Origin of the sequence: Niastella populi (assembly GCF_002078015.1) — a bacterium.
GTDB classification, from domain to species: domain Bacteria; phylum Bacteroidota; class Bacteroidia; order Chitinophagales; family Chitinophagaceae; genus Niastella; species Niastella populi.
Map to the genome: position 1 here is coordinate 1 of NZ_LWBP01000167.1, position 13,864 is coordinate 13,864.

At 39.8% G+C, this 13,864-nt stretch carries 10 protein-coding genes and 1 CRISPR repeat array; all 10 genes read right to left on the reverse strand.

The window, feature by feature from the left end; translation table 11 throughout:
- Positions 1-65: 65 nt before the first annotated feature.
- Positions 66-553: direct repeats of the CRISPR family, unit length 30 nt; unit sequence GTTTCAATTCCTCTATGGTGCGATTATAGC.
- 206 nt (positions 554-759) lie between these two features.
- Positions 760-1,023, reverse strand: a complete 264-nt coding sequence (gene cas2 / locus A4R26_RS14340) for a CRISPR-associated endonuclease Cas2 (RefSeq protein WP_081164443.1) — start codon at positions 1,021-1,023, stop codon at positions 760-762.
- A 1-nt stretch (position 1,024) separates the two neighbouring features.
- Positions 1,025-2,029, reverse strand: coding sequence for a type I-B CRISPR-associated endonuclease Cas1b (gene cas1b, locus A4R26_RS14345; protein WP_081164444.1), 1,005 nt, complete (start codon positions 2,027-2,029; stop codon positions 1,025-1,027).
- 177 nt (positions 2,030-2,206) lie between these two features.
- Complete coding sequence (gene cas4 / locus A4R26_RS14350) at positions 2,207-2,710, reverse strand: CRISPR-associated protein Cas4 (RefSeq protein ID WP_081164445.1); 504 nt, start codon at positions 2,708-2,710, stop codon at positions 2,207-2,209.
- Positions 2,711-2,725: 15 nt separating this feature from the next.
- Positions 2,726-5,056: a CRISPR-associated helicase/endonuclease Cas3 gene (locus A4R26_RS14355; RefSeq protein WP_081164446.1), complete on the reverse strand. Its 2,331-nt coding sequence runs from the start codon at positions 5,054-5,056 to the stop codon at positions 2,726-2,728.
- A gap of 23 nt (positions 5,057-5,079) precedes the next feature.
- Positions 5,080-5,754, reverse strand: a complete 675-nt coding sequence (gene cas5b, locus A4R26_RS14360) for a type I-B CRISPR-associated protein Cas5b (RefSeq protein ID WP_081164447.1) — start codon at positions 5,752-5,754, stop codon at positions 5,080-5,082.
- Positions 5,754-6,851, reverse strand: a complete 1,098-nt coding sequence (gene cas7i, locus A4R26_RS14365) for a type I-B CRISPR-associated protein Cas7/Cst2/DevR (RefSeq protein ID WP_081164448.1) — start codon at positions 6,849-6,851, stop codon at positions 5,754-5,756. Before cas7i ends, cas5b begins: the two co-directional genes overlap by 1 nt.
- 2 nt (positions 6,852-6,853) lie before the next feature.
- A complete protein-coding gene (gene cas8a1, locus A4R26_RS14370) occupies positions 6,854-8,281 on the reverse strand; it encodes a type I-B CRISPR-associated protein Cas8b1/Cst1 (protein ID WP_081164449.1) in 1,428 nt (475 codons plus the stop codon).
- 384 nt (positions 8,282-8,665) lie between these two features.
- Positions 8,666-9,466, reverse strand: a complete 801-nt coding sequence (cas6, locus tag A4R26_RS14375) for a CRISPR-associated endoribonuclease Cas6 (RefSeq protein ID WP_081164450.1) — start codon at positions 9,464-9,466, stop codon at positions 8,666-8,668.
- Positions 9,467-10,657: 1,191 nt separating this feature from the next.
- Complete coding sequence (locus A4R26_RS14385; protein WP_081164452.1) at positions 10,658-11,497, reverse strand: metallophosphoesterase family protein; 840 nt, start codon at positions 11,495-11,497, stop codon at positions 10,658-10,660.
- A gap of 103 nt (positions 11,498-11,600) precedes the next feature.
- The gene (locus tag A4R26_RS14390) at positions 11,601-13,640 is read right to left on the reverse strand and encodes a glutaminase family protein (RefSeq protein WP_081164453.1); all 2,040 of its coding nucleotides are present in this window, start codon (positions 13,638-13,640) and stop codon (positions 11,601-11,603) included.
- Positions 13,641-13,864: the final 224 nt, after the last annotated feature.

Genomic DNA, 13,864 nt, shown 5'->3' on the forward strand with positions numbered 1-13,864 from the left:
TTTCAATTCCTCTATGGTGCGATTATAGCGGTCAATACGACTGTTCACCTGGTGCGGCGTTCCGTGTTTCAATTCCTCTATGGTGCGATTATAGCCCAGCGCCCCGCCTATCCCGATCCCAGCAGCCACGTTTCAATTCCTCTATGGTGCGATTATAGCTTGTTGATGAACTGTTGGCTCAACATCCGATTGTTAGTTTCAATTCCTCTATGGTGCGATTATAGCCTCAGTAAGCAGACGCTTAACGATTGTGGTAAATCCGTTTCAATTCCTCTATGGTGCGATTATAGCTGCAAAGGTTAACACTGCGTTGACTGCTGCTAGCTTGTTTCAATTCCTCTATGGTGCGATTATAGCTTCCATGTGTTTGTCGTTAATGTTTTTTTCGAGTGGTTTCAATTCCTCTATGGTGCGATTATAGCTAACCATGTCTTTGTACACATCGACATTAAACTGTGTTTCAATTCCTCTATGGTGCGATTATAGCACCCTCGCGCAGCATGCCCTGCAATCTCTGAAGGAAGTTTCAATTCCTCTATGGTGCGATTATAGCCCGTTATTTGCAGCAAAATAAAACGTTGTCTTTCAACCTTCACACCAAAAACAAGCATTTTATTAAGACCTAAAAAGTTGTCATCCCCCAATTATACGATCCCTGCCAGACGTCGACAACCACTTCAAGTGCCTCTCAATACGACAGTTAGCAATATCAGGAGAAAAAAATATCATCTCTTTTATGCAAAAACCGGAGGCCGACGACTAAAGTATATTATCCAGATCATTTTTTTCTTTTCCAACTATCTGCTTTTCAAGCCATTTCTCCTCGCGGCTCTTGAATATGATCAGGCTGTCATTTTCTTCGTCCATTATATTCCGGGCTTCATGAATGAGTTCCTTCAGTTTGGCATTGGTAATTTCACCCTCGAATACACTATTCTGTATCCAATTCAGGTACCGGCGGCATAGTTTGAGCATTTTTGCAACCCGCTTTACTTCAATATCATACACCAGAATTATGTACATATTACCACCAGGCTTTAAATGGTTTGTACTCTTCCATACCCAAAATATGTTTTGCCAGTTTATAACACTCCAGCTTTACCAGGTGTTTATAACTTACATTCCGGCTAAGCGTCCTGTGTTTGATGGTTTCATTCAACTTTTCATCCCACGCCTTTACCACCGTTTTACGACCACTTTCTTTCAACAGGCATCTGTTCAATTTTGTGTCAAAATCACAATCCTGCACCTGCTTTTTGTTTAACAACGAAAAGATCAGCCGGTCTGCCAATACTGGTTTAAATATTTCTGCCAGATCCAGCGCCAGTGAATACCGGCGTTCTCCCGGTTGATGCAAAAAGCTGATTGTTGGATTTAACTGTGTATGATAGATCATATCTAAACAAAGCGTATAACACATACTGTTTACAAACGATATCATGGCATTTACCTCATTCGATGGCGGCTGTTTGGTACGATGTCCCATTTCAAAATTATTAATTATGGCGGCAAAGGCACCATAATAACTCATGCGAATATTACCTTCAATTCCCATCAGGGATTCTATATCACCAGAGGAAGGAATCGATTGCATCAGCGATTCAATATAAGTGATCTGAGCCGATGTATCCTTTTCCCGATTGTTGTAATATTTCAGATTTTTCACCATATTGAAGGCAGCGCCTTCTGTTAGCTTTTGTGCAAGCGTCAATCGCTTTTTGGGTTTCATATAAGCATCCGCCTGGGCAATCAGCATTTTTCCCGCCAACAAATAATCTTTAGGCGCAAAGGAACCGGTGTAATGTTCATAATAGTCAAAAAAATGTACGCTTATATGCTCTTTGCCTAAAAAATTATATAACGCGCTGTTGGCATCCAGACTGCCAAACACATAAAGATTATCCACCGTTTCAACAGGTATGTATTTGGGTGCGCCTTCATTACCACCTTCATCCACGGGAGTGAATTTGAGGGTATTATCTTTGCGGCTCATACGGCCGGGGTTGAAAAGGTAGTAGGACTTCTTCATTGTGTTAATGAAATTTATTTCCGTTTCTTTATTTGTCGATTACCCCGCTTATTTTTTAATTGTCAGAACCAACCCTGCTTTTAATTGTGGCTAATTCGCTATGATTAAAATCAAATAGCAAATGCCTTCCCGGATACCAGAAGATTCAACTGTATGGTTTTATTTTTGGCCAAAATTTCAGGTTTCTGTGATATAACAAAAGTCGTAGTACGAACATCTCTTGCATAACCTGGCATTGATTACTGGCGGACAGCGTTCACTGCCGATGATCGCTTCAATCTGCTGCACGGTCTGCCCCAGGTAGTTCCTGTCTTCATCTGTAAAATCAATGCCTTTGGTTTGCCGCAGCTTCGGGTATTCAAGAACCCCCTTCACTCCTTTAATACCGTTTTGTTCCAGCAACCAGATATAGTATTTCACTTGCCATTCATGCGCTTCCTCCATGCTGTCAGATTTTTTCACCTCATGGATCACCTTATTTTTAGCATCATAAAAATCTATCTTGCTTCCACCAATTTCAACTTCGGTATATTTTTCCGCCCGTTGCGGATAGCTGGTTTCACCAATCAGTTTGCCTTCTGCTACAGTATCAGAAGTGTGTTCCATGTTGATGCCATTGGCAAAGAGCCAGAGCTTTCGATGGCAGATGAAGAAGTAGTTGATGTGGGTGGCGGTGAGCATAACTACATTATTTTTTCAAAGCATAACATTTTCAGCATTCCACGTCTCTTGTTCGTCGTACAATAAACCTAAATCAGGATCATATTTTTTCCCTATAATCCAATAAGGTATAGAGATTAATTTTTGCTTTTTACTTTCAAAAGAGAATCGATCTTTTACAAGATCCTGATTGTTCTCGGTTAAAAGTTGAGCAAATTTGTTTTTGCGGATTTGCACTTTCAGTTGCTCTGCACCAGTAAAGTCAAAGATAGAAAGCCGGCGCTCATACTCATTTTTAAATTTAACAGGCAGAACTTTTATTCCATCGAATTGTTTATAAAAATCTTCTTCCTGGTGTTTTGAATAGATCAAGGGGGCAAGTTCACGAACCGCATTTTTCAAAAGATCATAAGTGCTTTTGAAAACCTCATAGCTTTTTGGGTCCCAGGCTGGGTAAACGAAATCAATATAAGTTTGCAGCTTATTTTCCTTAATAATTCCTCCATCGGCTTCAATGATAGTGTCAAGTATTTTTAGTGTACGATTGACTGTTTCTGCGGGGTAGATATATTTTTCATTCGCATTTTTCCCCTTAAAAACATATACCGGACAAATACCTTTTTTTCGTTTTCGGTTCACTCGTCCAAAACGCTGAATCAATGCATCTATAGGTGCAGGCTCTGAATAGATTACATCATAATCAATATCCAGACTAACTTCGATAGCCTGCGTACCAACCAATAGTTGAATAGGATCTTCTTTATTTTCTCCTTCCTTTAAAATCTTCTCATGTTTTGCTCTGTCCTCCCCAGTAAATGCACTATGTAACAAAACCGCTTTATTAACGTATTCCTTCAGTTGAGCAAATACCTGTTGTGATTGTTTCACAGTATTGCAAACAATCAAAACTTTCGTTCCGGCATTCAAGTTGTCAATAATTAACCCCAGGCTGCTTGCAAGCAACCCTTCCTTCAATATAACTTTATGTCTGTCGAAGCCGTCATACAGGACTTTGTCGGCCTTTATATCTGTATACCTGCCCAATGTGTTTTCGATTTCTACCCGCAAAAAACTAGGCAGGGTAGCCGTCATTATCATAACCTTTACCTGCAAATGGTTTACTGCGTATTCCAGAAATACTTTTATCTGTGCAAAAACATCAGGGCTGTAAGCATGTATTTCATCAAAAATGAAATAGGCGCCAGCCCATTCAAAAATGCCCTGCTCAAAACCTTTTAAGCCGAATAAATGTTTTAAAAGCTGAAAAGGCGTAACAACTTTCAGCGGCGTGTATATGGTTTTGAACTTTCCTCTTAATTCCTCAATCCTTTGTTTTTTCACATCAGTTGCGTATTGTGCATCATCGAAATAATCGTAGAGATAATCACTCAGTTTGCCGTGAAGCATACCCACATATTCCTTACCTAAACCATATTCATCATGGCTTAAACGTTCGTACATGGCATTGATAGATGCGGTAAATGGCAACACATAAAAACACCTTCCCTGACCCAAATGCTTCAACTGGGTCTGCAACCAAAGCATAGCAGCTTCTGTTTTACCGGAGCCTGTTGGCGCCGTAAGAACTACATTGCCAGTTGTTTGTTCACATTGCAATTGATGCCTGTAAAAATCAACACCTACTCTAAGCAATCGTTGTCTATGCCTTGTCAAAAAAACAAAATTTTGTTCCTCAATTTTTTCAATGGAGGTCATTCGTGCAGAACCCAGGTGGTCGCAATGCTTTAAGGCGCCAGACAGCAGTAGCAAATGGAAGTAATCTTCATTTTCAATAGAAACTTTTCCTGATTTTGCTCTATTCAAATAAGGTAGCACAACTTTCCGTGGATCAATATCCGGAATAGTGCTGAAATCTAAACTGAAATAATGTTTTAATATTTTATTGACTTCAGCTGCATCTACCTTCCCAACTTCCTCTTTAAAATTTAGTTTCTCATCTTCTTCAAAGTCAAAATCATTTTTACCGGCAATACGATATGCATTCAAATACCGCTGATGTAATTGTTCGAAGTCTTTATGGTGCCCGGCAATAACTAAATGCAGCAATTTTTTTGCTTCGGTTTCCAAGGGCAATGCTTCAACGAAAAGGAGAGAAAATAATTCATGTCTTTGTCCCAACCAATTGTTTGGCAACTTTTTCAATAAGCTTTGAAACTCTTTGTGGGCTTTACCCAAATCGTGAAAAATAACCGCCTTATAAAGAATATCCCAAAAATCAATACTTCTATATTGAGTCGCAGCAGCCTTAGGAAAACACTTTTTTAAAAAGTCTAAAATCAATAAACAATCATTAATATGAGTTTTTAATGAAAGTTCAGGTTCAGACTTTGCTAAAATAGTTTCCATTAGAGTGTTTTTATCAAAACATGCTATTGATTTTCAAAATCGAGCTGATGCAGATAAATATCTACTTCTTTACCATTTAACTCGTCTCTGTATGCCAAAAGATTGGTTTTAATTTTCGCATAATGGTTGATTATGGAATAAGGTTCTGTACCCATATTTTGCCTTGGCAAGGTATTGGAAAAATATTTTGGTAAGGCCTGAATTGTACCAGGTAGATAATTATTATTAAAGGGAACAATTTGCCCGCTAATTTTATCAGCATTTTCAACCGGATTCAGTTGCTTTCTGCCGATGCTTTTGATATCAACAGAAGCTAAATCATTCATTCTGCCTAAAAGAAGCGGATAATAAGGGGCTTTAAAATAACTAATCAGATTTTCATCTGTCAAATACAACCTCAGAAATACATCAAATAAAAATTCCCTCCTGATTACATTTGACTTAGCATTATTCGTTGGCCTTCCTTTATTGCTGTCGATCATATAAATTGTTTCAAGATCAGTAGCTTTGGCGCCGAACTCAAAGTAATACCCAATTGAAAGCCTGGAATGTTCCACATATTTTCCCGCTGCTGCATTAATCAGGCCCAAAACAGTACTTAATGGAGGTACTTCCAAAGTAGGCTGTATACCACTTATAAGATTGGGATACCGAAAACTTGCTGTCCAGCTTCTTATATCAACGGTATAAACTTCCATTACACAATTTGATCTTCCAGTTGTTTACAATAATTGTCGATTGTTTCGTTTATAGAGCCAATCTGAACTTTGGGATAGCCATCAGCCTGGGCTTCTAAAGATTTTAATTCTTCCGCATATTCATCCATAAATCCGCTTCTTCGCCCAATGAAAATGGCACCTTGAAATTGCTCTTTATAATCTTTCAGCACTTCTTTTATTCCTTCTATATTCAGATAAGTTTTTTCGTTGTTTACACCATTGCTTGCTGCGATATGTGAAAAAGGGTGATTCCCGGTTGTCATTGTAGCCAAAACGATAAACTTTGGGGTAACGTCACCCATATTATTCGTTTGCATGGCGCCACCGGAAATAGTTTTCAATGCCTGAATCGTATCTTTAATTCGCTGCTTTCTAACATCCGGTAATAACTGCACTAGTTTTTTTGCATTTCCATCTACATCTTTCACAAACGGGTCGTCAATCTCCCTCGCACCATTGCTCAAAGCAGTTTCTTTCAGTTTTTCAGTTAGATTCTTAAATCCCGTCTTATTATAGGTTGCAAAGGTTCCAACCTGGGCAATATCCAATGAAAACATTCCCTTCATGATAGAACTATATTCTTCTTTGCTATAAGGAACGGAATCACCATCCTGCCGGGCCATACTTGACCAGTTTTCTACCGGCCGGGTAGCACCAACAGAAACAATAACTGAATTTTTTAACGGAGATACTCGGGTTACTGTAACGTCTTCTTTTTGTTCTTTACCTTTTTTATCCAAAATTGGCTTCCCCTGTTCATCCACTACTACATCTTTTGCAGCTTTCATATAACCAAAAATATCATCATCTGCATATTTAATAGGGTCCGCAGCAGTAAAAGCAATTTTTGTCTCCCTGGTTACCGGCGACAATTGCCAGCCGTGATTTTTCTGCAATGCCTCCCGCCACCAATATCGCCATGCCTGGCCTGAAACATAAGTATAAGTCCTTCCGTTTTTGAAAATCTTCTTGGTAGCTACAGCATTATCAAAATTACTGTTTGTGCTTTTTCCGGCATTGTTTAACGCCACTACATCAACGTCTAAAAGGATGAAACCCTGTGTTTTCAAATTCATGTTTATTCGTTTTCAGTTATTGTTTCGTTTTCTTCTTCGACTGGCTCTATATCAACAGATAGGTGTATTTCATGAATCTTCTGGTAAATAGCTATCAACAAAACGTCACGAATTTCACTCCAGTTCCCCCCATCGGGAAATAAGTAGTCAACATATTCTTCAACAGTGATTAAAGGGCTTGCGCTACCCTTTTGGTAATTGTCAGTATTTAACTTGAGTAAAAATTGGCGGAGCTCGTATGACCTTTTAGCTCCATTCAAACGCTTAATGCATTTTTTTATAAAATCAGTATCGGGGTTGCTCGTTATAAATTCAGCAAATTGCTTGATTTTTTCGACGGTCCGTTTTTCCATATTCCTGATTATTGTTTGATAAGTCTCTACAATTTTAAAAGGGAAAGAGTGTTTTATATTCCAACGAAGGATATTTGCAAGAATGGATTCGTTTTTCATCAATTTTTCTAAAACTACATTGCGCCATATGCGGTAATTATCAAAATCGGCGTTCTCTTTCTTTCCTTCCCATATTTCTGTACTTTCATTAAACACTGCGTCTTTAAATTTTGAATTTCGATAATAGAATCGAATAAATTTTGTCCATTCTTTTTTCCATTTCGGGTTATGGCAAAAAGCATAAAATTTAAAAACTACCGCAGGAAGTGTGTATATGATAACTTCCGGGCCGGCGCCAAAATTTGTAAAATGATATAAGGTTAAGGCAACATCCTCTTTATTGAAGGAATCTGTTTCATCATTGTAAAGAAGAATACACAATTCATTGATACACTCATCTACAAATCCGAATAATGCATTAGCGGGATTATTAAATTCAGATCTTAATACTCCTTCCGTTAAGCCACTTGCAATTGCGTGTAAGTTCAATCGGCAATTCCGGAAAACGAAATACTGGGTTACCTTTTCATGATTGCTGTGTATAAGTGCTATTTTGTCGCTTAATTGAATCAGGCCCAACGGAACAAAAAACATTCTTAATAACACTTCTTTTGAAAGATATAAACCACTTTGAAATGCATGATGAAAATTGATAAATGTTCCTGAGCCTGATAAAATATGATTGTCGCGTCCTGCAGAAAACAGTTTAGTATTTATGCCTGAAATTCTGCAATAGCCTTCATAACCATCATCTGTTTCTTCAATTAATGATTTATAATATTGCAAGGTTTCGCTAATTTTCCTTTCCCCTTTAAATGCTGGTTGGGTGATGGTTGAATTGAGAAAAAAGGCGTTAATTTTACCTCCCCAATTCTCAACATAAATCTTCGCTACATATTCAATGAGCTCTAAAATGCTTTTATCCCTTAAATATGGCTGTTCCCACAAATATTTTATTACCCAACCACCGGCATCAGCAAAGGGATCACCTGTTGTGTGGGTTAGCCATTCGATGTTTATTTTATTTTTTTCCTTCATACGATTTGCAACTTCTTTAATACTACAAAAACTGATATTTGCATCATTGCCCGTTGCAAAATTCGATTACTGTCACTCTCAAATCAGGAGTGGTTATCCTTTGTTGAAAAATGTATGGTTATTACAGAGTTCACAGAACTTTGGACACTCGTGATAACCAATACCACAATGAATGCAATATTCTAGTCGGTTTATAAGCTTATTAGTTTTGATCATAAATTTCCTTTGACCAAAGCTAATATTTTTTAGTCCAATAGTATTAAGCATTAAAACTTTTCTCTACTTTTGTTTTAACTTTTCGAAATAGGTTTAACCTCATTACGGATTTGAAATATAGTATTAAGTATTAAAAATCATATAATTGCACCAACAATGAGGTTGTTTTTATTGAGTGATTTCCACACACCCCATCCCCTGCGCATTATACAACCCCAAACCCGCATTCATGGCAAGCTCAAGCAGTGGCTTAGGCGCTTTCACCTTCATGCGGAACCTGGTGAAACCCCGGATCTGCGTTTGTTCCGGTGTAAATGCCTTAATGGTGATCAACCGGCTTTTGATATCCTGCCTGGGTGATATTACCTGTACGCTCATTTTTTCCTTCAAACTTTCTAAATCGTCATGGTTGTTATAAGCAGCTTTATACTTTTCAAGTAAGTTAAGGATCAACCTATCGGAGAAATCTGCATCTGCCGGACTTAAATAATCATAATTCCCTTTACTGTTTTTGCGGCCTACTACTAACGGAGATAAGGGCTGCAATACCACTTCGGGTTCAGCAATTTGAAGTGAGGTAAAGAAATCCGGCAGCAACTGCACCTGGGTTACTGAAAATTGAGCGCGGCTTATTTTGTCGGCAATATCAAACTGCTGGTTAATGAACAATCCCCTAATGAAATTAGCCGCTGCTTCATCGATATGAAAACTGATAGTTAGCGAAGCCGGTGAACCATTGATATGCAGCCGGTCTCCCTGAATGCGAAATGGTACCCGCAGATCGGAAAAACTGAACAACTTAAAACTTTTACCGTTGTCGAGCCGGTATCCCCGATCGTGAAGGAATGCAGCATACTTTTCATCCGCCTGCTGAATGATCCTGTATATAACTGCAGACAGCGGATACTGATAATTAACTGGCAATAAACTATTGCCTGCACAAGGTGTCAGGGATAATTGTAATCTCATAATGTATAGGGGGGAATCTTATCACTTAAAGGTAAATGAAAAATAACATGAATCCGAAAGGCATATTTATCACTGTTGACAAAATGTGACTAAGCGAAGATTTTACGGGCTTTATTCTTGATCAGGATCAACAATGATCGGGAGAGCTATTGTTTGTAGTTATCTGCATAAGACGTTATACTGATGTCCATGATACCGCCAATATTCTCTTCTATGCAATTCAGGAAACGGCGGGTAGCATTATTTATCAATAATAATGATCTTATTATTCAGCAACTCGTTTATGCGGATCTCGCAGGAAAGTTCCAGTTTTATATTTCCATTAGTATCTACTACAAAAACACCGCAGGTACCACAACATCCACCACCATAACAAACGCCAAAACATTTCACATAAAAATGATCACATATAAGACTCAGCAGAGATTCATATTGATCTGCCGTTTCACAAAAACGGTACACCTTTCCTTTGAAATGTATGGTAAAGTTTATCATTTATTCACCACGACAGCTTACTGAGCTATTTCAGTTATATGACTAAAATGTAAAGAAACAAGTTGATAAGTTCCGCCATAAAGCAAAATATTGCTGCATTAATGTAATTTCTTCCGGGTTTTAAGTAAATAAACTGGCAAATGAGTGAACTTTTGCTATAAAAAGGTTAACAATTTACGATAGTAAGTGAACTTTTGCTGAAATGAATGAAGTATCAATAAAAAGTGATGTACAAATTGCAAAAAAAATCAAGTTCTTTCAACACGTGATCAACTTTCACTAAAAAGTAATGTACTTGCAATGAAAACATGTTAAAAACGGCAAAAAGCAATCAACTTCTCTTTGAATAATGTAAACTATTATTTAAAAAAAATTATCTCCAATGCAATCTGTATTATAACCGCCAGGGTTGTCGTTATCGCCCGGAAAAAGTAATTATTTTCTTCAAAAAAGTAACTATGATCCGGTAATACGTAACTATCACCCGGTAATAAGTAACTATCTCCCGCCAATAAGTAATTATCGGCCTCAAAAAGTAACTTATCAGGGAAAAAGTGCCTTTATCGGGTTCCATAACTGTTAAAAATCAGGCTTCCCCACCCTTTAAATAATAAAAATTATAAGCCCCCAGCCTTATAATCTCAAATTATAAGACTGGGGGCTTATATTGTCAAATACGCTTTGGCGTACAATAATTTATGAACTTAATACCCTACCGGCAGGCAACATACGTTCATTCAACTTCGTTTCGGGGTTCAGGATATACGTAGCCACCGTATTATCCTGCATCACTTCTACCATGCGAAAACCTTTATAGGTGGTGCCCCAGCTTCCGCCAATATGTGAATCGAACAGGAAGGGTATTCCTTCCGTTTCCTTCATATCGTCCTGGTCGTGATCGTGCCCGTTGAACACCGCCCTGATGTTCTTATAATCTTTCAACAGGTTAATGAACTCCGGACAATCCTTTGCATTATCGGTCCACTTCACCGGCGTTATATGAATGGCGATAAAAATATTCGGCGCCTTTTTATATTTTTCCAGTTGGGCGCGCATCCAGTCGAGGTCGGGACAAATGTACTCCCCTTTCTCCGTTGCCGTTGTGGCCAGCAGGAACACCTGTTTATCTGCAACAAACGAATGATTGAACGGCATGTTCCAGGTCTTTTTCCAAACTTCTTCATTTACCATATCATGATTGCCCTGGGTAACATAATATGGCATTTTCAACTGATCGAGTTGTTGTTTCGCCAGCGGTAGCATAGCCGGGTCATTGTGAATGATATCGCCATTGATGATACAGGCTTTCAGCTTCCGCTTTTTATGCTGTGCATTGATATGTTGTATAACGTTTGCATAATCGCTTTCCCAGTTGGTTTTCGGCTGGCCGAAATGACCGTCGCTGGCAACCGCAAAACGAAACTTCACTTTATTATGCGTTGAGTTCAGCGATAAAGCGGAACGGTACAACAGTTCACCGTTCGTAAGTAATAACAATACCGGCGCAGTGTTTTTTATAAATTGACGGCGATCCATAATACAGATCTTTGTTTTTAGTTAGCGGGCAACCAACTTACAACTGAACAACTCAACAACTGAACAACTCAACAACTGAATAACTCAATAACTGAACAACTCATTACTTATCGAGTTTCCCTTCCAGCATCTTCATAAAATACCCTCCTACCACACTTCTCGCCTGAAATCCTACTTTTTTTGCATTGGTGGTTTCGTGCCAGTCGCTCAGCGGTACCCTGCTGGGTGTTTCCGTAAGATACGTATAAACCGGATTCACGAGCGCTTCAAAATCGGCCTGATTTCCCGCCAGTGTGGCCGTCCACAATATCCAGTCCGATTTGGTATAGGTTTTCCGGCTGTCGAGCGGCAAACCAAATTTGTTCTGTTTGGTGAGATAATACTTTATTTCCTTTTCGTACACTTCGGCGGGAAACAATTTCAATCCAAGTATTTTATCCCAGGCCAGGTTGTATTTCTGGCTCCAGGTATTTTTGTCGTTAAACGTAAGGGCGTAATGATTGCCGTCGTCGGCCATTTGCATCCATTTGGTCACCATGTCTTTTGCCATGCCGCGGTATTTTGCCGCCGTGTCTTTTTCCTTCAGCATATCGGCCAGCATCGCGTAACAGCCGATACCTACAATGGCTTTTACCGACAGGTTGGTATTGCGTGCAAGGTGACCGGCAAAATCATCGGTGCACAACTGGTTGGCAGGATCGAACCCTTCGCGGCTCAGGTACTGCACCCAGGTGCTGAGCGCTTTCCAGTGCTTTTTGGCGTAATTGGCGTTTCCTTCCGCTTTAGCTATCGCTGCCGTAAGGATGATCATATTACCCGACTCTTCCACCGGCATATCTTCTCCATAGGTTTGTCCGTTCGCCAGCGGATAAGTGCCGAGGTCATGCGCCGCAAATGGTTTTGTAAAGCGGCCGCTTTCGGTATAATAAAAAATGCCGTTCAGCATGCCCTTCAACAATTCGGCATTGTACAACAGGAACAGGGGCGCCGAAGGATACGTTACATCAACCGTATTGATGGAACCGTTGCTGTAGTTCTCCTTCGAAAGGAACAACAGTTCGCCCTTCGTATCATTTACGATCTTGTGCGCGGCAATGCTTTGGCGATAGGCCGCCACACACAACTGCGCATATTTTTCGCCGCCCGCTTTTTTGGCATCGGCATATAATTTCTGATCGAAAGCCATACATTGGCGCATTACGCTTTTATAGTCTGCTGCCGCTTTGGCCAGCTCTTTTTCAATGGTACGGCCTTCCGCTTTCCATATGGGCGGCAGGTTCTCTTTAAAGTATTGAACAGAATAAATGTCATCGTACCCCAGCATAATGAACTGCTCCTGCGGTTTGCCATTTGTTCTTACGGTTGGCAGCTCCGTACGCAAAACCAGGTTCTTCCCGGTTTGCGGATCAGTTGGTTTTATCACTACCGGAAAATCATGCGCAGCATCGGCAATGTACTGCCTGGCATTACTTCCTTTTGGCGCGGCAACATATAAATAACCCCAGTCGATCCGCAGGTCATCGCCCCGCTTTTGCAAAACCGGCTGTTCTGTTGTTCCCACTTTCAACACGGGCAACCCATCGGCTGTCAACAGTTTTTCCGTCTTTACTTCCTGGTCGGGTTTGTTTACAGCCAAATTCGATGAAACCCCAAGGATCACCTGGGCGTCATGTTCTTTTCCATCGGTCGATTGCATGGTCACCGTTATATATGAAACGGGCCGGGTAAGTACCGCCTGGTTGTTCATTAATAAAGGGGATGTAAACTGAAGTTGCAGATCCACCGCACCGCAGGTATATTTATAAATGGTGCGCGTGGCAGTAACAGTTACTTCATTTTGCCTGGCAACGCCTAAAACCGGCATTTTGCTATCGGCAAAAGCTTTCGATAAGCTATCTTCCTGCTTTTTGTCGCCCATGCCCATAAACCGGAAAAACTGTTTGTCAACGACCACCCAGCCCGTAAGGGGCTGGCCGGCGCCGGTCCAGTGTTTTGTAGAACCGGTAGTAAGCTCATCGGCAAACGACCAGATACTGAAATAGGGATCGTGGGTAATTAAGGGATAAGCAGGCGCTTTTTTTAACTGACCAAAAGTTATCACTGAAAAAAGCAAAAAAACAGGTAGTATTACTGTATATTTCATATGCAGGAACAAGTAGTTAGCGCTTCTGTTTCTTACTGAAACTGACCAATGTCAGGCAACAATATTGCATGTGTTAGTATGCAATTGTGATTATTGGCCGAATTTAAGCGTTCAGCAAATCAAAACTCAAAAACCGGTAAATGAAACATGAAATAAGCGTATCCTGCTCACTCGCGGTATTCCCTGCGTCTCAGAATTTGTACAATTTGTTACATTTTAAAAAA